We start from the raw sequence: 20,829 nt of genomic DNA on the forward strand, positions 1-20,829 counted from the left end.
CCGGAGCCCGGAGCGCGCCGGCGCAAGGCCGGCGCGACCGATCAGCCGTTGCTGTTACCGTTGTTGTTGTTGCCGGAAACCGGCAGCGCGACGAAGCTGCGCTGGTCGTTATGGGCGACGAGCAGCAGCACCTGCTTGCGGCCGGAGTTCTTCGCCTCCTTCACGGCATTCTCGACGTCGCGCGGCGTCTTCACCGGATGCTGGTTGACCGACAGGATGACGTCGCCCGCCGACAGGCCGTCGTCGGCCGCCGCACTGTTCTGGTTGACGTCCTCGACCAGCACGCCCGACTCGTCGCTCGGCAGGTTCAGCTCCTGCCGCGTCTGGTCGGTCAGCCGGCCAAGCTGCATGCCCAGCGCCGAGGTCTCGGCCCCGCCCTGGAACTGGTCGCCGTTGCCGCCGCCGTTCGAGGCTTCCAGGGTCTTCATGTTGCCGATGGTGATTGACAGCTGCTTCTGGTCGCCGTGGCGCAGCACGGTGACGCTGGTCTGCGTGTCCGGCGTCAGGTCGGCGACGTCACGGGCGAGAGCGCGGGCGTCGTCCACCGGCTTGCCGCCGATCTCGGTGATGATGTCGCCGGTCTTGATGCCGGCGCGCGAGGCCGGGCTGTCCGAGGTGACCTTGGCGACGAGCGCGCCGCTCTTGGTCTTCAGGCCGAGCGCATCCTTGACGTCCTGCGTCACCGGCTGGATCTCGACGCCGATGAAGCCGTGCTGGATCGAGCCGTGGGTGATCAGCTTCTGGACGATCGCCTTCGCCTCGTCGGAGGGGATGGCGAAGCCGACGCCGACATTGCCGCCGTTCGGCGAGTAGATCGCCGTGTCGATGCCGACGACCTGGCCGTTCATAGCGACCAGCGGACCGCCGGAATTGCCCTTGTTGATGGCCGCATCCACCTGGATGAAGTTGTCGTAGGGGCCGCCGTTGAGGTCGCGGCCGCGGGCCGAAACGATGCCGGAGGTGACGGTCGTGCCGATGCCGAACGGATTGCCGATCGCGAGGATCTTGTCGCCGAGCTTCAGCTGGTCGGAATCGCCCCAGGAGATCGTCGGCAGGTCATGGCCAGCGTCGACCTTCAGGACCGCCAGGTCCGACTTCGGGTCGGTGCCGAGCACCTTCGCCGGCAGCTGCGTGCCGTCGTCGAGGATCACCTTGATGTCCTTGCCGCCCTGGACGACGTGGTTGTTGGTGACGATCGTGCCGTTGGCGTCGATGATGAAGCCGGAGCCGAGCGCTTCCATCTGATGGTCCGGCTGCGCCTGGAACGGGTTCGGCCCGCCCTGGCCGTCCGGCATCTGCTGCTCGAAGAAGTGCCGGAAGAACTGGTCGAACGGCATCTGCCGCGGGTCCATCTGGCCCATGTGGCCGTGCCCGCGCTCAGCGGTCGGCGAGTTCTCGCTGCCGCTCATATGCGAGATGATCGTGACGACCGCGGGCTTGTCGGCGGAGACGATGGGAGCGAGCGAGCCGGTGCTCATGTCGCTCGTCACCTTGGCGTCGACGGGCGTCTTGTCGTTCGACGCGCTCTGCGTCTGGGCCTGCGCCTGCGAGGCGCCGCCGAGCGCGAAGACGGTGGTGGAGCCCAGCACCGGCAGGGTGGCGAGCGGCACGGCGATCGCGGCGGCGCCGAGGCCGGCAGCGATGCGGTGCTTCTTCAGGATCGAAAACTGTCTCATCCGTTCTTCCTCGAAGGGGTCGATGCGTTGGAAGCGCCGCGGCATGCCGCCCGGGCCTTGGCTCGGCTCGTCGGCCCGCCGGCGCGGAAGCCCTCGTCGGCTCCGCGCCGGGCGCTGATGCGGCGCTTCGAAAAGGCCGCAGCAAGAGCCGGAACCGCCCCTTGGGCCCCGGCCGCTGATCCTCATATGGACCAGAAAACGGACGGTTTGGAGGGAAGTTTCGCGCCGTTACGAAAGCTTAAGCGCGTGGTTGGCTGGCGGTAAGGTGGGAGAGGGGGATGACGCGCGCGGACGGGTTCCGTTATGGATCGGACAGTCCGGACGATCACGACTTGCCGCTGCGCCTTCGAATGACTTGCGGCGGCGGATTGACCGCCGCCCCTCGGCGGGCGCAACAAGACGATCTCGTCATGCGCCGGGATGCTGTCTCCGGCGTCCTGCCGCGACACAATGGAGCCTCAGATGACCGTCCAGCCGAATTCGATCGAAGCGCGCGACATCGCCTATCACCTCCACAGCTACACCAATGCGCGCAAGCACGAGGAGATCGGGCCGATCGTCATCGAGAGCGGCAAGGGCGTCCACGTCACAGATACCGACGGCAAGACCTATATCGAGGCGATGGCGGGGCTCTGGAGCGTCGCGGTCGGCTTCGGCGAGAAGCGGCTGGCCGAGGCCGCGGCGCGGCAGATGGAGAAGCTCGCCTTCTACCACACCTTCACCCACAAGTCGCACGGGCCGGCGATCGAGCTCGCCGAGAAGCTCGTCGCGATGGCCCCCGTGCCGATGTCGAAGGCCTACTTCACCAATTCCGGCTCCGAAGCCAACGACACGATGATCAAGCTGGTGCGCTACCGCGCCAATGCGCTCGGCCAGCCGCAGAAGAAGAAGATCATCAGCCGCATCAAGGGCTATCACGGCGTCACCTGGGCGTCCGCCAGCCTCACCGGCCTGCCGAACAACCACCGCGCATTCGACCTGCCGATGGAAGGCATCCTCCACACGAGCTGCCCGCACTACTGGCGCGAGGGCCGCGACGGGGAGAGCGAGGAGGATTTCGCCACCCGCTGCGCGCAGGATCTCGACGCCCTGATCCAGGCCGAGGGGCCGGAGACGATCGCTGCCTTCATCGGCGAGCCGGTGATGGGCGCCGGCGGCGTCATCGTGCCGCCGAAGACCTACTGGGAGAAGATCCAGGCCGTCCTGAAGAAATACGACATCCTGCTCGTCGCCGACGAGGTGATCTGCGGCTTCGGGCGCACCGGCAACATGTTCGGCTGCGAGACCTTCGGCATTCAGCCGGACATCATGACGGTGTCGAAGGCGCTGTCCTCCTCCTACCTGCCGATCTCGGCGCTGCTGATCAACGAGACGGTCTACGCGCCCGTTGCCGACCAGTCCTCGGAGATCGGCACCTTCGGCCATGGTGTCACGGCCGCCGGCCATCCGGTCGCCGCGGCCGTCGCGCTGGAGAACTTGAAGATCATCGAGGAGAAGGACCTCCTCGGCAATGTCCGGGCGCTCGCGCCGCACTTCCAGGAGAGCCTGCGCACGCTGGAGGATCATCCGCTGGTCGGCGAGGTCCGCGGCGTTGGCCTGATCGCGGCGATCGAACTGGTGACGGACAAGCCGCAGAAGCTCTCGCTGCAGCCGCCGGGCACGATGGGCGCCAAGGCCTTCGGCCTCGTCCAGAAGAACGGCGTGATCCTGAGGGCCATCGGCGACGCGCTGGCGGTCTGCCCGCCGCTGATCGTCGAGAAAGAGCACATCGACACCATCGTCGAGACGACGCGGCGGAGCCTCGACGAACTGCAGGCCGAGCTGGGCTGACGCGCACTCCCGGTGCCGGGAAGCGCATCGACCGGGGCGGGCTCTGCACGCCCGGTCTCCTCTCCGCTCCGGCGGGAGCCTGGCTGCAATGGGCGATCCCGGTGCAGCCGGGCCTGCCACGACAGCGGTCAGACCTCTTCCACCCAGTAAACCAGAGGGATGGAGGCGAGGGACAGGCCGCCGAACAGGGCCAGCGTCGTTGCGAGCCCCCATTCGCTGCTCATGAGGCCTGCCAGCGGCGGAGCAGTGGCGTTGCCGATCGCATAGAGCATGAGGACGGCCGTGAAGCTGGTCGACGGCATGTCGGGAAACAGGCGCTCGCTCCAGAAGGAGTAGATCGCGCTCAGCGCCATCAGGCAGATGCCCTGCAGCGCGGCCGAAACGACTGTGCCGACCCAGCTGTCGGGCAGGAATGCGAGAAGCAGGAGCGAGGCGCCCGAGCCGGCGAACAGGGCGACGAGCAGGGCGCGAAGGCCGGTCTTGGTCTCGATGTCGCCGGTGAGGAGCCCCGCCGAGCCGACCAGGCCGAAGACCACGAACAGAACCGGTCCGGTCAGATCGACCGGAATTCCGGCAAGGCCGCCGGACTGGGAAATGTGCTCGATCCAGTAGGACAGGTAGGTGCCGTTCGTCGCACCGAACGAGAAGGCGAAGCCGTAGAGGGGCACGGCCTTTCGACGCCGAAGCTGCCCGAGGATGCGGCGGAGCGGAGGCGGGTTGCCGCGCTCGAACCGCCCCGGCTTCGGCAGAAGCGCGAAGGGAACGACGACGACGGCAAGTCCCGTGGCGGCGAAGATCCACCAGGAGACGCGCCATGTCTGCCCAGCGGCCGCAAGGCCGACACCGAGCAGGCCCGCGGCGATGATCCCGAACGTGGTTCCCGTGCTGACGATCGACAGGACGCGCTTCTGGTAGCGCTCTTCCACCCCCTGTTCGGTCATGCTGTTGAACGGCGTCCAGGCGAAGCCGGCACTTGCCGACGCCAGCGCGACGCCGACGCACATGACGAGGAACCTGGGAGCGAGGGCGGTGAGCGCGAAACCCGCCGTCGCAAGTCCTCCGCTGACGAGGACCGGCAGCCTCGGTCCGAAACGCGGCTCCAGCCGGCCGGTGATGAACAGGGCGAGAAAGAAGGCCGAGAAGGCAAAGCCGGCGATGCCGCCGCTGGCGCCCGTGCCGAAGCCGAACTCTTCCCTCAGTTGAGGCAGAAACATGCCATAGGCCATGCGCCCGGGGCCGAAGGTGACCGCCGTGGCGATGAAGCCGGCGATCGCAATCCGTCGTCGATCCGCCACCAGAGCCCCCTTTCCCTATCGGTCAGGGAATGGCCACGGGCGGATTGCGTTGCCGGCAGGACGGAAGCGACGTCCGAAGATTCCGTTCCCGCCTCACGGCCCGGCGGTCGCTACCCCTCGAACCGCTCGAAGTCACTGAGCCTCAACGTAAATCCCAGAACGGCGAGCGGCTCCAGCGTCTCGTCCGCGGGGGCGTCGCGGACCGACGCGTAGCTACCGCCGACCGGCTCGCGGAACACCCGAGTCTCCAGCCTGCGCGCATCGACGACCCAGAGTTCGCGCACGCCGAAGGCCGCGTAGATCGCCGCCTTGCGGCCGCGGTCGTAGGCGAGGCTCGACACGCCGATCTCGATCGCCAGGAGGCAGGTGCCGCCGCCGAGGCCTTCGAGCCCCGTTGCCCGCTCGAACACGACGAAGTCCGGCTCCAGGAAGGTGTCCTCGGACAGGCGGAAGGTCGTCTCCGGATTGGTCGCAAAGCGGCGCGGGAGGTTGCGGACCAACTCCTCCATCAGCCACATCTTGATCCGCTCGTGGCGCATGCCCTTGGGCGACATCGGCACGATCTCCCCGCCGATCAGTTCGAACCGCTCGTCCTCGGCGATGACGCCGGCCTCGACGAAGGCCTCGATCTCCGCGACGGTGAAGCGGCGGCGCGGCAGCCCCTCCGCCGCCCGCGTCGTGTTGGGGGGATCGACGGGGTCTTCGATCGGCTCCGCGATCAGGCTGGACATGGCGCATGATCCTCTCGGTCGTCCGTCGTGCAGTAGATCGTGGATCGGCCGTCGCTTTCAAGCGGAATGACGGGCGTTGCCGAAGCGGTCCGCGCCTGCGTTTGTTGACATAAGCATATCTTTATGTGATCTGGCCTCAACGATAGGGACCATTCCGCCATGACCGCATCGACCGACCAGCTCTTCGGACCCATGACCGAGGGCCGCAACCCGGCCGAGGCCGCAGCGGCGCTTCGCAAGGCCGCCAGCGAACGCATCCTGATCCTCGACGGCGCCATGGGCACCGAGATCCAGCTGCTCGGCCTGTCGGAGGAGGATTTCCGCGGCCACCGCTTCGGCGCCTGCGAGTGTCACTTGCAGGGTAACAACGACCTGCTCATCCTGACCCAGCCGAAGGCGATCGAGGACATCCACTACGCCTATGCCATCGCGGGTGCGGATATCCTGGAGACCAACACCTTCTCGTCGACGTCAATCGCCCAGGCCGACTACGGCATGGAGGACCAGGTCTACGAGCTGAACCGGGACGGCGCGCGCCTCGCCCGGCGGGCCGCGGTCCGCGCCGAACAGGAGGACGGCAAGCGCCGCTTCGTCGCCGGCGCGCTTGGGCCGACGAACCGCACGGCCTCGATGTCGCCGGACGTCAACAATCCCGGCTTTCGCGCCATCGACTTCGACGATCTGCGCATCGCCTATGGCGAGCAGCTGCGCGGGCTGATCGACGGCGGCGCCGATCTCGTGCTGATCGAGACGATCTTCGACACCTTGAACGCCAAGGCGGCGATCTTCGCCTGCGAGGAGATCTTCGCCGAGAAGGGCGTACGCCTGCCGGTGATGATCTCCGGCACGATCACCGACCTTTCCGGCCGCACGCTCTCCGGCCAGACGCCGACCGCCTTCTGGCATTCGGTGCGGCACGCCCAGCCCTTCACCATCGGGCTCAACTGCGCGCTCGGCGCCGCAGCGATGCGCGACCATCTGGCGGAGATCGCGGGCGTCGCCGACACGCTCGTCTGCGCCTATCCGAACGCCGGCCTGCCGAACGAGTTCGGCGAATACGACCAGAGCCCGGAGGCGATGGCGAAGGAGGTCGCGATCTTCGCGCGGGAAGGCCTCGTGAACATCGTCGGCGGCTGCTGCGGCTCGACGCCGGATCACATAAGGGCGATCGCCGAGGCGCTGAAGGAGCATGCGCCGCGCGCGGTTCCCAAGGTCAAGCCGCTGATGCGCCTGTCCGGCCTCGAGCCCTTCACGCTGACCAGGGACATCCCCTTCGTCAATGTCGGCGAGCGCACCAACGTCACCGGCTCGGCGCGATTCCGCAAGCTGATCAAGGAGAACGACTACCCGGCGGCCCTCGAGGTCGCGCGCGACCAGGTGGAGAACGGCGCGCAGGTCATCGACGTCAACATGGACGAGGGCCTGATCGATTCCGGCCAGGCGATGATCGACTACCTCAACCTCGTCGCCGCCGAGCCGGACATCGCTAAGGTGCCGATCATGATCGACAGCTCCAAGTGGGAGGTGATCGAGGCCGGGCTGAAGCGCGTCCAGGGCAAGGCGATCGTCAATTCGATCTCGATGAAGGAGGGCGAGGCGGAGTTCCTCGCCAAGGCGCGGCTGGTGCGCAATTACGGCGCGGCGGTCGTCGTCATGGCCTTCGACGAAAAGGGCCAGGCCGACTCCTACGAGCGAAAGGTCGAGATCTGCACGCGGGCCTACAAGCTCCTGACGCAGGAGATCGGCTTCCCGCCCGAGGATATCATCTTCGATCCGAACATCTTCGCGGTCGCGACCGGCATCGAGGAGCACAATGGCTACGGCGTCGCCTTCATCGAGGCGACGCGGACGATCCGGCAGACCCTGCCGCACGCGCATGTCTCCGGCGGCGTCTCCAACCTCTCCTTCTCCTTCCGCGGCAACGAGGCCGTGCGCGAGGCGATGCACGCGGTGTTCCTCTACCACGCCATCCAGGCGGGCATGGACATGGGGATCGTCAATGCCGGCCAGCTCGCCGTCTACGACACGATCGACCCGGAGCTGCGCGAGGCCTGCGAGGACGTCGTCCTGAACCGCACGCCCAAGGCCGGCGGCGATCCGACCGAGAATCTCCTGGAGCTCGCCGAGCGCTACAAGGGGCAGGGCGGCGGCAAGGCCAAGGAGAAGGACCTCTCCTGGCGCGAGAAGCCGGTGAACGAGCGGCTCGCGCACGCCCTCGTCAACGGCATCACCGAATATATCGACGCCGACACCGAGGAGGCGCGGCTCGCCGCCGAGCGCCCGCTGCACGTCATCGAAGGCCCGCTGATGGACGGGATGAACATCGTCGGCGACCTGTTCGGCTCCGGCAAGATGTTCCTGCCGCAGGTGGTGAAGTCCGCCCGCGTGATGAAGCAGGCGGTCGCCCATCTCCTGCCCTTCATGGAGGCGGAGAAGGAGGCGGCCGGCGGCAAGCGCGAGGCGGCCGGCAAGATCCTGATGGCGACGGTCAAGGGCGACGTCCACGACATCGGCAAGAACATCGTCGGCGTCGTCCTCGCCTGCAACAACTACGAGGTCATCGACCTCGGCGTCATGGTGCCGGCGGCGAAGATCCTGGAGACCGCGAAAAAGGAGAACGTCGACATCATCGGCCTCTCCGGCCTGATCACCCCGTCGCTCGACGAGATGGTGCATGTCGCCTCCGAGATGGAGCGCGAGGGCTTCGACCTGCCGCTTCTGATCGGCGGCGCGACCACCAGCCGCGTCCACACCGCGGTGAAGATCCATCCGCAATACGAGCGCGGCCAGAGCGTCTACGTGACCGACGCCTCGCGCGCCGTCGGCGTCGTCTCCAGCCTGCTCTCGAAGGAGACGCGGGAGAAGACGGTCGCAGCAATCCGCGAGGAATACCGCAAGGTCGCGGAGGCGCACGAGAAGTCGGAGCGCGACAAGCAGCGGCTGCCGCTGGCGAAGGCGCGGGCGAACGCCTTCAAGGCGGACTGGGCGGCTTACGAGCCGGTCGCGCCGTCCTTCACGGGCACCCGCGTCTTTCAGGACTGGGACCTTGCCGAGCTCTCGCGCTACATCGACTGGACACCCTTCTTCCAGACCTGGGAACTGAAGGGCCGCTATCCCGCGATCCTTGAGGACGAGCGCCAGGGCGAGGCGGCGCGCTCGCTGTTCACCGATGCGCAGGCCATGCTGACGCAGATCGTCGAGGAGAAGTGGTTCCAGCCGAAGGCGGTCGTCGGCTTCTGGCCGGCGAACAGCGTCGGCGACGACATCCGCCTCTTTCTCGGCGACGACCGGACGGACGAACTCGCGACCTTCTTCACCCTGCGCCAGCAGCTGACGAAGCGCGGCGACCGGCCGAACCTCGCGCTCGCCGACTTCGTCGCGCCGGCGGACTCGGGGAAGCCGGACTATGTCGGCGGCTTCGTCGTCACCGCCGGCATCGAGGAGGAGGCGATCGCCAACCGCTTCGCCAAGGCGAACGACGACTACGCCTCGATCATGGTCAAGGCGCTCGCCGACCGCTTCGCCGAGGCCTTCGCCGAGCGGATGCATGAAAAGGTCCGCCGCGAGTTATGGGGCTACGGGGCGGACGAGACCTTTGCGCCGGAGGAGCTCATCGCCGAGCCCTATCGCGGCATCCGCCCGGCGCCTGGCTATCCCGCGCAGCCGGACCACACCGAAAAGACGACGCTGTTCCGGCTGCTCGACGCGGAGGCCGCGATCGGCGTGCAGCTGACGGAGAGCTATGCGATGTGGCCGGGCTCCTCGGTCTCCGGCCTCTACATCGGCCATCCCGACGCGCATTATTTCGGCGTCGCCAAGATCGAGCGGGACCAGGTCGAGGACTATGCCCGCCGCAAGGGCATGGCCGTCGCCGAGGTCGAGCGCTGGCTGGGGCCGGTGCTGAATTACGTGCCGAAGAAGGCCGAGGCGGAGATCGACGCGGCCGCCTGAGCCGCGCCGGATTCAGGGGCATCGCTCGCCTCGTCGATGGCGGGAGGTCCACTGCAGAGGTCTACCGGCCCACCGGAGAAGCGGAACTCTGCCGCGGTCGTCAAGCGGATCGCGGCAACCCTTCATCGCCATCGGGGGCGCGGGATCGGCCGGGCGGCCGGCTGCACCTCCCGATCGGCGGCCACGCGCCGTCGGCGAGAAGACGCCGGGGTATCCCATTCCAGGGGCTGCCGCGCGTCTCAGGCGGCGACGGACGCCGCGGGGAGGCCGCCGAACCGGCGATGCCGCGTGGCAAGGTCGGCGAGCGCGGCCATGAGGTCGCCCGCTCCGAAATCCGGCCACATACGGTCGACGAATCGAAGCTCGGCATAGGCGCATTCCCACAGCAGGAAGTCGCTGAGCCGCTTCTCGCCGCCGGTCCGGATCAGGAGGTCGACGTCCCCGGAGCCGTCGCCCGAAACCAGCCGTCCGAAGGCTTGCCTGTCGACGGCCGGATCGGACCGCCGCGCCGCGTCGAGGATCGCATCCCGGCCGGAATAGTCGAAGGCGATCCGCAGATGCAGACGCGTGGCAGAGGCGGTCTCGGCTTCGGCGCGGGCGATCCGCGCCGCCATTCCGCGGGGCAGGCGGTCCCGGCGGCCGACGAGCGTGACCCGGATGCCGCTTCGACGCAGCGCCTCGATCTCCTCGTCGAGATAGCGGCGCAACAGCCCCATCAGCAGGGCCACCTCGGCCCGCGGCCGCTTCCAGTTGTCGCTGGAGAAGGCGTAGAGGGTCAGGGTGCCGACCCCGGCATCGGCCGCGGCCTCGACGACGGGGCGGATGGCCCGCACGCCGGCCTCGTGTCCTCGGCCGCGTGGCAGGCCGCGGGCCGTGGCCCAGCGACCATTGCCGTCCATGATGATGCCGAGATGCGGTCCGGGAGAATGATTGCTTTGCATTGCAAAGTGTCCTGACAAAAAGGGGGAAAGATCAGGCGCGCTTCGGCGCACTCGGACGGGCGGCCTCGCTGCCGCCCGCTTCGGCCGCATCGCGGATCACCTTTTCGAGCACGCCGACGTAATCGAGGAAGCGCTGCCGGCCCTCGGCGGTGAGATGACACTTCGTCAGCGGCCGCCTGCCTTCGAAGCTCTTGTCGATGCGAACGAGGCCGGCCTCTTCGAGCACCTGCAGATGCCGGCTGAGATTGCCGTCGGTCAGGCCGCAGAGCCGCTTCAGATCCGCGAAAGCCAATCCCTTCCGCTGTCCGACGAGGGAGGTCATGATGCCGAGGCGGGCCTTCTCGTGAATGACCCGGTCGAGGCCCTGATAGGAAAATGGCGCCTCAGCCATCGATGCCTCCCACGCTCGAACGGAACACGGCGGCGGAGAGGAATTGGCCGACGCAGAACGGAATCCCCATTGCGAAGGGCGAGGGGACGAGGGTGCCGACCTCGACGAGCAGCACCGTGAAGCCGGTGAGGAAGTACCAGGCGCCGACGATCGCCATGCCCGTCGGCAGCGATCGCAGCCCGGCAAAGATGCCGAGCGCGACGAGGATCTGCCAGAGCCCGGGCAGCATCCACGCCGAGTCGGGCGCAAAGCCGTAGAACAATGCGGCGAGGCCGGCGCCGGCGACGCCCGCCGGCAGGAAGTGCAGCACGGCATTGGCGATCATCGCGTCGGCGAGGCCGCCATGGCGGCGGCGCGACCGGCCGACCATCTCGGCGCCGAGGATCGCCACGCAGAGGCAGGCGAGGACGATCCAGCAGCCGAAATAGGCGAGCGGCGTCGCGGCGAGATCCGGCACCAGCCAGGCCTGCAGCGCCGCGGTCAGTATCGCCAGCAATCCGGTCCCGGCGAGCGCCGCCGCGCCGAGGCCGCGGAAGGTCGTGCTCTCCGCGATGCGTTCGCGGATTTCGCTGATCTCCGCCAGAGCCTTCTCGTATTCTTGCATCGGCCAATGACTTTGTCTTGCAAAGTTACGGCTTCTTAAACCGGGAGGACCGGCGACGCAAGCGGTGCAGCCCCGCGCGCGGTCCGGACAGACACTCTACGGCAGACACGGCCGCGCTGCCGAACGCGCTCAGAGAGTGAATCTTGCCCGAATTTCCTCTGGGGATGCCGGGCGCCACAGAACCCCGGCTCCGATCCTGCCCTGGCTCCCAGTATTCCGTGCGGCGCGCGCCCCGAGAGGCCGGCTCTCTCGCCGCAGTTCCCCGGCTCTCCGGCTGTATGCGACGTGAAGCTCGACGCCTCCGAAGAGATCTCCCTCGGGGGTTTGGGCGCTCAAGCGCGTGGAGGCGGCCGTACTGCGGCTGGTCGACGGGGCGGCAGAGCAGCCGACGGCCCGGAAAGCCCCGCGCTGTGCTCGCGGCGATGCGGCCGGGCGAAGATCGGGGAGCGGACGCCGCCGAGGATCAGGCCAGAAGACCACCGTCGATCAGAATCTGCGAGCCCGTGATGTAGCTCGCTGCCGGGGATGCCAGGAAAGCAACAAGGTCTGCAACTTCCTCGGGCTTGCCGAACCGCCCCAGCGGGACCATCGCCTTGATCCGGTCGGCGCGTGGCCCTTCTTCCGGATTCGTCTCGGTCGCGATCGGGCCGGGTTCCACGGAGTTCACCGTGATCCCTCGCGGGGCGAGATCCCGCGCCCAGCCTCGTGTCATGCCGGTGACCGCGTGCTTCGACATGCCGTACGCACTCGATCCCGGAAACGGCACGCGCTCGCTGAAGAAGCTGCCGATGTTAACGATACGTCCTTCATCGGCCAGAAGGTCCACGATCGCCGACGTCGTATGCCAGAGGCCGCGAACGTTGACGTCGAGATTGCGCTCGAATTCGTCGTCCGACAACGTTCCGAGCGGCCCGTGCAGGGCGACACCGGCATTGTTGACGAGAATGTGGAGCCGTGCGCCGAGCGTCTCGACCGCGCTCTTTGCGCCCGATGCAGCCGAACGGGCATCGGCGAGGTCGGCCTCGATGGCGAATGCAGTGCCTCCGGCGGTCTCGATGTCCCGGACGACGGCCTCCGCCGAGCCCCGGCTGGACGAATAGGTGATCGCCACACTGGCGCCTCGCGCCGCAAGGGTGCGGGCGATCGCGGCGCCGATGCCGCGGCTTCCCCCGGTCACCAGGGCTGTCTTGCCATGAAAGTCCATGCCATGTGTCATGAAAGGCTCCTGCGGTCTGAGAAACGGAAGCGTGTGCTCGACGCCGGACCGCCCACGAGGGCGGCGCGGCGGGTTCGCTCGAGGCAGCGCTTGCGGGTCGAGAGATAGACAGCGCGATCCGGACGATCCATATGCGGAAGTGCGCGAGATTTTATCGAGAGTCCGGAAATGGCCGACCCATTGACCGAGATTGTCCAGCTGCTGCAACCGAGCGCCGACTTTTCCAAGTTGGTGACCGCCCGCGGGGTGTGGCGCGTCCATCGGACCGAACGGGGGCGCCCCTTCTATTGCGTTCTGCTGTCGGGAACCGCCCGGCTCGACATCGACGGCGCTGACCCCCGGGCGCTCGAGGCAGGGGACTTTATTCTGATTCCCGAGGCGCAGAACTTTGCCATGAGTTCGGCAAGCCTGCCGCCGGACGCGCCCCGCACCACAGACCCCGTCCGCCAGCCCGACGGCACCTTCCGCCTCGGGTCGGACGATGCGCCCGAGCCCGCCAGGCTGCTCGTCGGCTATTGCGTGTTCGGTGCGCCGGACTCGACCCTTCTGTTGTCGCTCCTGCCGCGCGTGATCCACATCCGCGGAGTGGATCGCCTGACGACTCTGGTCGAGTTCATCGGCGAGGAAACCGCTCGTCGGCAGCCGGGCAGGGAGGCGATCGTCGCGCGGTTGCTGGAAGTGCTCCTGATCGAGGCGCTGCGCGCGACCCATGACGGGTCGCAGGCCTCCGGGCTGCTGCGCGGCCTTGCCGATGAGCGGCTTTCCTGCGCTCTTCACCGCATGCACGAGAACACCGCCCGGTCCTGGACGGTCGACGAACTGGCCAAGGAGGCGGGCCTGTCGCGGACCGTCTTCTTCGAGCGTTTCCGCAACACGGTCGGCGTCGCGCCGATGGAGCATCTGACGTCCTGGCGGATGGCGATCGCCAAGCGCCTTCTCGGCGAACATCGCCGCGTTGAAGAGGTCGCCGAAGACGTGGGCTATGGCTCGAGCGCCGCCTTCGCGACCGCCTTCCGGCGACGGTTCGGCGTGTCGCCGGCCCAGTTCTCCCGAGGGCTCGACCATGAGACCGGGGTTCGGCGCCGGTCCGGAACATCCCCGCGCCCGTCCTTTGCGGCACGAAGCGAATTCGCCGAACCCACCTCTCTCCAGGCCGGCGAAACCGGCGCTGCAAGCCGATGAAGGCGCGTCGGGGGCCGACCGCGCATCCACCACGCCCGACATCGGCACATGGCCCTTGCTCCCGTTCCGCCGCCCGTTGCACAATGCTTGACCAGATGGTCAAATTCGACGGAAGGGCCTGAATGGCCGAGGAAAACGCCGCGCGGCTCACGACTCACGTGCTCGACACCGTGCATGGCTGCCCGGCAGCCGGCATCGCCGTGGAGCTTCACCGGATCGAGGGCGGGCTCGCGCGTCCGCTGAAGACGGCACAGACGAACGGCGACGGGCGCCTGGACGCGCCGCTGCTGTCGGGCGACGAGGTCGTGCCCGGGGTCTACGAGCTGCGTTTCGCCGTCGCCGGCTATTTCCGCGGCAAGGGCGTCGGCTTGCCGGAGCCGGCCTTCCTCGACGTGGTGCCGATCCGCTTCGGCATCGCGGCGCCGGCGCATTACCACGTGCCGCTGCTGATCTCCCCCTTCGCCTATTCGACCTATCGGGGGAGCTGATGAGCGAGACGGCGAGCGGCCCCATACGGTTTCTCCTCAACGGCGAAGAGCGGAGCGTCTCCGGCGTCGCGCCGACGACGACCGTCCTGCAATATCTGCGCCGGCAGGAGCGTCTGACCGGCACCAAGGAGGGCTGCGCGGAAGGCGACTGCGGCGCCTGCACCGTGCTCCTCGCCGAGCCGGACGGGACGGGCGGCATTCGCCGGCGGGCGGTCAATGCCTGCATCCAGTTCCTGCCCGCGATGAACGGCCGGGCGATCGAGACGGTCGAGCATCTGGGGCGCGACGGCGTCCATCCGCTGCAGCAGGCGATGGTCGAGAAGCATGCCAGCCAGTGCGGCTTCTGCACGCCGGGCTTCGTCATGCAGCTCTATGCCGGCTGGCTGACCGGGGCGATCACCGACCGCCAGTCGGTGAAGGATCTCGTCGCCGGCAATCTCTGCCGCTGCACCGGCTATGGCCCGATCGTCGATGCCGGGCTGGAGCTCGCCGCATTGCCGGTGCCGGACACGCAGTTCGAGGATATCGCCCTGGCGGCAAAGCTCTCCGACATGGAGGGGGCGGGGATCTTCGCCTACGAGGCGGCGGGCGGGCGCTGGTTTTCCCCGACCGACGTCGACGCTCTCGCCGACACCTATGCCGCGCATCCAGACGCCGTGCTCGTTGCCGGCGCGACCGATGTCGGGCTGTGGGTGACGAAGCTCCACCGCGACCTGCCGGTGATGATCGACGTGTCCAAGGTGCGCGACCTGATGATGGTCGAGGAGCGGCAGGACAAGGTCTATCTCGGCGCGGCGGTCACCCACCGCGTGGCGCGGGACGTCCTCGCCGGCATCCATCCGGACCTCGGCGAGATGCTACGGCGCTTTGCCGGCGCCCAGATCCGCAATGCCGGCACCGTCGGCGGCAACATCGCCAACGGCTCGCCGATCGGCGACCTGCCGCCCTGCCTGATCGCGCTCGGTGGCCGGATCTTCATGCGCCGGGGCGACGACATCCGCGTCGTGGCGCTCGAGGACTTCTTTCTCGAATACGGCAGGCAGGACCGGGCGAAGGGCGAATTCGTCGCCGCCGTCGAGGTGCCGCGGCTGCGGGACAATCAGCGCTTCTTCGCCCACAAGATCTCCAAGCGCTTCGATAGCGACATCTCGGCGGTGATGGCCGCCTTCTGCCTCTCGTTCGAGGGCGCGGGCGAGGGGGCTGTGGTGTCCGAGGCGCGGCTCGCCTTCGGCGGCATGGCCGGCATCCCGAAGCGCGCCGCGAAGGCCGAGGCGGCGCTCGTCGGCCGGCCCTTCGACGCGGCGGCGGTGGCGGACGCCATGGCGGCGATGGCCGGCGACTTCACTCCGCTCTCCGACATGCGCGCGTCGGACGCCTACCGGCTGAAGACGGCGCAGAACCTTTTGAAGCGCTTCCAGCTGGAACAGGCGGGTGCGGTGACGCAGCGCATCGCCTCCTGGGGCCTTGCCGACACGCCGGAGGTCGCGTGATGGACGAGACCCGCATCCAGGACCGCTCCGGCGCCGGCCAGCCGGCGATCGCCGAACTCGGCGAGCGTCCGCCGGGCCAGGAGCGCGCGATCCGCGGCGGCGTGCGCACGGCGCTCGCCCATGACAGCGGCCTCAAGCACGTCACCGGCGCGGCCCGCTATACCGACGACGATCCAGAACTGCCGGGCACGCTGCAGGTGTTCATCGCCATGTCGCCGCGCGCCCATGCGCGCATCCTGTCCGTCGACCTCGACGCCGTGCGTGCCGCGCCGGGCGTCGCCGCGGTCCTGACGGCCGCGGACATCCCCGGCGTCAACGACTATTCGCCGGTCTTCGGCGACGATCCGATCTTTCCGCCGTTCGAGGGCGAGGGCGCCATCGTGCAGTATGTCGGCCAGCCGCTGTTCGCCGTCGCGGCGGACACCTGGGAGGCCGCCCGCGCCGCGGCGCTCGAGGCGAAGGTCGAATACGAGGATCTGCCGGCGGCGATCTCCATCGACGACGCCGTCCGTTTCGCCGACGCGGCGAGCCGGGACCTGCTCGATCCGCACGAGATGCGGCTCGGCGACGTGGATTCGGCGCTGGGCAGCGCCCCGCGCCGGATCGTCGGCCGCGTCGAGGTCGGCGGCCAGGACCATTTTTACCTCGAAGGCCAGGTCGCCTATGCGGTGCCGCAGGAGGACGGGGATGTTCGTGTCCACTCCTCGACGCAGCACCCGTCCGAGGTGCAGCACAACGTCGCGAAGATGCTCGGCGTGCCGGACCATGCGGTGACGGTGGAAGTCCGGCGCATGGGCGGCGGCTTCGGCGGCAAGGAGAGCCAGCCGGCGCTGTTTGCCGCCGTCGCGGCGCTCGCGGCGGTGAAGACCGGCCGGCCAGCGAAATGCCGGCTCGACCGCGACGACGACATGGAGATGACCGGCAAGCGGCACGAACTCAGGATCGACTACGCGCTCGGCTTTTCCGACGACGGCCGGATCGCGGGAGCCGACTTCCGGCACTTCGTGCGCTGCGGCTACTCTTCCGATCTCTCCGCCGCGATCGCCGACCGGGCGATGTTCCACGCCGACAATGCTTACCTGTTGCCCGCCGCACGCATCCATTCGCGGCGGCTGAAGACGCACACCGTCTCGAACACCGCCTTTCGCGGCTTCGGAGGGCCGCAGGGCATGGTCGGCATCGAGCGCGCGCTCGACCGCATCGCCTTCGAGACCGGGCTCGACCCGCTGGATGTGCGCAAGCGCAACTTCTATCCGGGCGCGGACAGCGGCGAGGCGCCGGCGCCGACGCCCTACCACATGCCGGTCACCGACTCGATCATTGCCGAACTGGTGGACGAGCTGGAATCCTCCTCCGACTACCGCGCCCGGCGGGAACAGGTGCGGGCGTTCAACGCGCAGAGCGCGGTCCTGAAGAAGGGCCTGGCGCTGACGCCGGTGAAGTTCGGCATCTCCTTCACGACCGCGCATCTCAACCAGGCCGGCGCGCTAGTCCACGTCTACAAGGACGGCTCGGTGCATCTGAACCACGGCGGCACCGAGATGGGGCAGGGGCTCTTCACCAAGGTGGCGCAGGTCGTCGCCGAGGAGTTCCAGATCGACATCGAGCGGGTGAAGATCACCGGCACGACGACCGCCAAGGTGCCGAACACCTCGGCGACGGCTGCCTCCTCGGGCTCGGACCTCAACGGCATGGCCGCGCAGGCCGCCGCCCGCACGATCAAGGACCGGCTGATCAACTACGCGTGCGAACGCTACCACGTGCCGAAGGACCAGGTCGTCTTCGAGGCCAACCGCGTGCGCATCGGCAATATGGAGAAGCGCTTCTGCGACCTCGTCGGCGAAGCCTATCTCGCCCGCATCTCGCTCTCCTCGACCGGCTTCTACGCGACGCCCGGCATTGCCTACGACCGCGAGACCGCGTCCGGAACGCCCTTCTACTATTTCGCCTATGGCGCGGCCTGCTCGGAGGTCTTAATCGACACGCTGACCGGCGAGTACCGGCTGCTGCGCGCCGACATCCTGCACGACGTCGGCAAGTCGCTGAACCCGGCGATCGACAGGGGGCAGATCGAGGGCGGCTTCATCCAGGGGATGGGCTGGCTGACCACCGAGGAGCTCTGGTGGGACGGCAAGGGGCGGCTGCGCACCCACGCGCCCTCGACCTACAAGATCCCGACCGCCAACGACCGGCCGGACGACCTGCGCATCCGGATCTGGGAGAAGGGCGAGAACCGCTCGGCGACGATCTACCGCTCGAAGGCGGTGGGCGAGCCGCCCTTCATGCTGGCGATATCGGTCTTCTCCGCCCTGACCGATGCGGTCGTTGCCGCGGGCGAGGGACGGGCTTTTCCGGACCTCGACGCGCCGGCGACGCCCGAGCGGGTGCTGCGGGCGGTGGAAGCGGTGCAGGGCGCGGGCTGAGCCGGCTCCGGCGCGAGCCCTCCGCGCGCCGGCAGTTTCCGGAGGACGCGGGCCGTCGCCGCCGGCGGCCCGAAAATCGCATCGCGCCGCGTGACGCCGGCCGCGAAGATGCTAAGAGACGAGAAACATCCCGCCGCCGGAGCGTCCTCCCCCCGTGATCGACCGAGTTATTGGGTTTGTGCTGATCGCCACCGCGGTCGCCGTCGTCCTGCGTGAGTGGATCGGCAGCGAGACGGCCGGGCTCGTCGGTGCGGCCGGCCTCGTCGTCTTCCTCGTCCTCGCGGCGCCGACCGCCCGCTGGTCGCGCAAGGCCTTCGTCGCCATCGGTCTGGCGCTGATCGCGATCGCGGTCCTGTTCCGCCACGACTGGCCGCAGGTGGTGATGAAGGGCCTCGAAGAGGGCTCGTTCATCTCGACCTTCTTCATCGCGCTCGCTTCGCTGCGCAATCCCGCCTCGACCTCGCCGGCGATCGAGCGCTGCGGCCAGTATCTGGCGAGCCAGCCGCCCGGCAAGCGCTACATGGCGCTGACCATCGGCGGCCATCTCTTCGCGCTGATCCTCTCCTACGGCTCGATCACCCTGCTCGGCGGCCTCACCGAGAGCATCGCCAATCGCGAGAAGAACGCCGAGATCGGCGCGATCCGCAACCGCCGCATGCTGCTCGCGATCCAGCGTGGCTTCTGCGCCTCGCTGCTGTGGTCGCCGCTGGCCTTCGCCATCGCCATCTCGACCTCGATCGTCCCCGGCTCGTCCTGGAGCGGCGTCGCCGGCCTTGCCCTGTGTCACGCTGCGCTGATGACCGCCATCGGCTGGGGCCTCGACACGGTCTTCAAGCCGAAGCTCACCGCCGCCGCCTCGGCGCAGGCCGCCGCCGACCGCCGGCCGATCGGCAGCTGGCGCGACCTGCAGCCGCTGGTTCTGCTCCTGGCGCTGCTGTTTTCCGCCGTCGGCACGATCGAGCTCCTGACCGGCATCCGGGTCATCGGCGTCGTCATGCTGATCGTGCCGCTGATCTCGCTCGGCTGGATCGCCATCCAGGTGAGCGGCGGCGAGGGGCCGCGGCTCGGGCTCGGCGGCCGGCTCACCAGGCTCGCCTTCACCGAGATCCCGTCCTACCGCTCGGAACTCCTGCTCCTGGTGATGGCCGGCGTCATCGGTGCCGTCGGCGGGGCGCTGCTGAAGCCGCTGACCGCCGGCCACGCCATCGACTTCGGTGCCGTGCCGCCCTTTGTCATCCTCGTCGCGATGATCTGGATCGTGCCGCTGCTCGGGCAGGCCGGCATGAACCCGATCCTGTCGGTGTCGCTGCTGGCGCCGCTGCTGCCGTCGCCGACGGCGATGGGCGTCTCCCCGAACGTCGTCGTCCTGGCGCTGACCGCCGGCTGGTCGCTCGCCGGCGCGACCTCGCCCTTCACCGCGACGACCCTCCTCATCGGCCGCCTCGGCCACACCACGGCGCTGAAGGTCGGGCTCGTCTGGAACCGCAGCTTCGTGATTGCGGCGGGGCTCGCCCTGTCGCTCTCGGTGGCGATCGCCTCGGTGCTGATCTGAGCGGCGATCGTCCCCATGTTGCGGCTCCTGGACCGCACAAAGTTTCCCTTATGCCCTGCTTGCAACTTCTGAATTTACCTGAGCCCGCCCATTTGCGAGACCGCCCGAGACGCAGTCGCTTTCCCCAGGGACTCCGCCTGCGGCCGGATGCCCGGAGCCCCGTGTCGGGGCGTCCGGACGATCCGGGGATCAGGGGCCGGTTCGCGTCGATCGTCGGTGCCCACCACTGCGGTCCGGTCCCGTCTCGCCCGGTGCGTTCCTCGGAGTGCGCCGGGCGAGACGCCGAGACACTTCCCCATGATCAGCCAGATCGGGAAGTCAGCCGGGTCGACCACGACAGCTCCCATGCGCCCCGCGGGGGCGCCGGCTGATGGACGGGCTGACGATCCATTCGCTGGTGGCGCTGGCACAGGTGGTCTTCATCGACCTCGTGCTCGCCGGCGACAATGCCGTGGTGATCGGCCTCGCCGCCGCCGGGCTTGCGCCCGCGCAGCGCACGAAGGCGGTGGTGATCGGCATCGCGGCGGCGACGCTGCTGCGCATCGGCTTTGCCGTGATGGCGACGGAGATCATGGAGGTGGTCGGGCTGATCCTCGCCGGCGGGCTCCTGCTGCTCTGGGTCTGCTGGAAGATGTGGCAGGAGCTGCGCGGCGCCGACGGCGATGCGGTGCCGGACGACTGCACCGGGGTCGGTGCCCACAAGAGCCTCGGCGCCGCCGTCTGGCAGATCGTCGTCGCCGACGTCTCGATGTCGCTCGACAACGTCCTCGCCGTGGCGGGGGCGGCCCGCGACCATCTCGTCGTCCTCGCCCTCGGCCTCGTCCTCTCGGTGGCGCTGATGGGGTTTGCCGCGACGCTGATCGCGCGTCTCCTCGATCGCTACCGCTGGATCGCCTATGTCGGCCTCGCCATCATCCTCTTCGTGGCGCTGCGGATGATCGTGGAGGGCTCCCTCGAGGTCTCGCACTACGTCAGCTGACGCGTTTCGCACGTCCGAGCGCGGCGCGGCGGCAGACAGGACGGCCGGCGCGCCTAGATGGAGGCGAGCGCGTCAGCAAG

Annotated in this window: 15 protein-coding genes; 8 read left to right on the forward strand and 7 right to left on the reverse strand. The window is 68.5% G+C overall.

The features are described 5' to 3' along the window. Window positions 1-41: 41 nt before the first annotated feature. Entirely contained in the window at window positions 42-1,676 is a 1,635-nt protein-coding gene (locus tag AB5S17_RS17435; protein WP_369241701.1) for a DegQ family serine endoprotease, read from the reverse strand. A gap of 462 nt (window positions 1,677-2,138) precedes the next feature. Between AB5S17_RS17435 and AB5S17_RS17440 the strand changes: the two genes are divergently transcribed. Beyond that, entirely contained in the window at window positions 2,139-3,506 is a 1,368-nt protein-coding gene (locus AB5S17_RS17440) for an aspartate aminotransferase family protein (RefSeq protein WP_369241703.1), read from the forward strand. 128 nt (window positions 3,507-3,634) lie between these two features. Here the strand turns inward: AB5S17_RS17440 and AB5S17_RS17445 are convergent, their stop codons facing one another. Beyond that, complete coding sequence (locus AB5S17_RS17445; protein WP_369241705.1) at window positions 3,635-4,801, reverse strand: MFS transporter; 1,167 nt, start codon at window positions 4,799-4,801, stop codon at window positions 3,635-3,637. A gap of 110 nt (window positions 4,802-4,911) precedes the next feature. Continuing rightward, on the reverse strand, window positions 4,912-5,532 hold the full coding sequence (locus AB5S17_RS17450; protein WP_369241707.1) for a Uma2 family endonuclease: 621 nt from the start codon (window positions 5,530-5,532) through the stop codon (window positions 4,912-4,914). A 159-nt stretch (window positions 5,533-5,691) separates the two neighbouring features. Between AB5S17_RS17450 and metH the strand changes: the two genes are divergently transcribed. Beyond that, complete coding sequence (gene metH / locus AB5S17_RS17455; RefSeq protein WP_369241709.1) at window positions 5,692-9,483, forward strand: methionine synthase; 3,792 nt, start codon at window positions 5,692-5,694, stop codon at window positions 9,481-9,483. Between the two features lie 239 nt (window positions 9,484-9,722). Here the strand turns inward: metH and AB5S17_RS17460 are convergent, their stop codons facing one another. The 4 genes from AB5S17_RS17460 to AB5S17_RS17475 all read right to left on the reverse strand — a co-directional run bounded on the left by AB5S17_RS17460 (window position 9,723) and on the right by AB5S17_RS17475 (window position 12,635). Continuing rightward, entirely contained in the window at window positions 9,723-10,424 is a 702-nt protein-coding gene (locus AB5S17_RS17460; protein WP_369241711.1) for a di-trans,poly-cis-decaprenylcistransferase, read from the reverse strand. Between the two features lie 31 nt (window positions 10,425-10,455). Beyond that, window positions 10,456-10,815: a transcriptional regulator gene (locus AB5S17_RS17465; protein WP_369241713.1), complete on the reverse strand. Its 360-nt coding sequence runs from the start codon at window positions 10,813-10,815 to the stop codon at window positions 10,456-10,458. Beyond that, complete coding sequence (locus AB5S17_RS17470; protein WP_369241715.1) at window positions 10,808-11,419, reverse strand: hypothetical protein; 612 nt, start codon at window positions 11,417-11,419, stop codon at window positions 10,808-10,810. Before AB5S17_RS17470 ends, AB5S17_RS17465 begins: the two co-directional genes overlap by 8 nt. Window positions 11,420-11,882: 463 nt before the next feature. Next, a complete protein-coding gene (locus tag AB5S17_RS17475) occupies window positions 11,883-12,635 on the reverse strand; it encodes a 3-oxoacyl-ACP reductase family protein (protein WP_369241717.1) in 753 nt (250 codons plus the stop codon). Window positions 12,636-12,803: 168 nt separating this feature from the next. Between AB5S17_RS17475 and AB5S17_RS17480 the strand changes: the two genes are divergently transcribed. From AB5S17_RS17480 to AB5S17_RS17505, 6 genes are all read left to right on the forward strand, one after another. Then, window positions 12,804-13,817, forward strand: a complete 1,014-nt coding sequence (locus AB5S17_RS17480) for an AraC family transcriptional regulator (RefSeq protein ID WP_369241719.1) — start codon at window positions 12,804-12,806, stop codon at window positions 13,815-13,817. 122 nt (window positions 13,818-13,939) lie between these two features. After that, window positions 13,940-14,305 carry a hydroxyisourate hydrolase gene (uraH, locus tag AB5S17_RS17485; RefSeq protein WP_369241721.1) on the forward strand — a complete coding sequence of 122 codons (366 nt, stop codon included), beginning with the start codon at window positions 13,940-13,942 and terminating at the stop codon, window positions 14,303-14,305. Further along, the gene (gene xdhA / locus AB5S17_RS17490) at window positions 14,305-15,795 is read left to right on the forward strand and encodes a xanthine dehydrogenase small subunit (RefSeq protein WP_369241723.1); all 1,491 of its coding nucleotides are present in this window, start codon (window positions 14,305-14,307) and stop codon (window positions 15,793-15,795) included. Before uraH ends, xdhA begins: the two co-directional genes overlap by 1 nt. After that, entirely contained in the window at window positions 15,795-18,218 is a 2,424-nt protein-coding gene (gene xdhB / locus AB5S17_RS17495; RefSeq protein WP_369241725.1) for a xanthine dehydrogenase molybdopterin binding subunit, read from the forward strand. Before xdhA ends, xdhB begins: the two co-directional genes overlap by 1 nt. Before the next feature lie 178 nt (window positions 18,219-18,396). Next, window positions 18,397-19,770, forward strand: a complete 1,374-nt coding sequence (locus AB5S17_RS17500) for a hypothetical protein (RefSeq protein WP_369241727.1) — start codon at window positions 18,397-18,399, stop codon at window positions 19,768-19,770. Between the two features lie 370 nt (window positions 19,771-20,140). Then, entirely contained in the window at window positions 20,141-20,749 is a 609-nt protein-coding gene (locus tag AB5S17_RS17505; protein WP_369241729.1) for a YjbE family putative metal transport protein, read from the forward strand. Window positions 20,750-20,829 lie beyond the last annotated feature (80 nt).

This window comes from Jiella sp. M17.18 (assembly GCF_041027365.1).
GTDB lineage: Bacteria > Pseudomonadota > Alphaproteobacteria > Rhizobiales > Rhizobiaceae > VKMB-3413.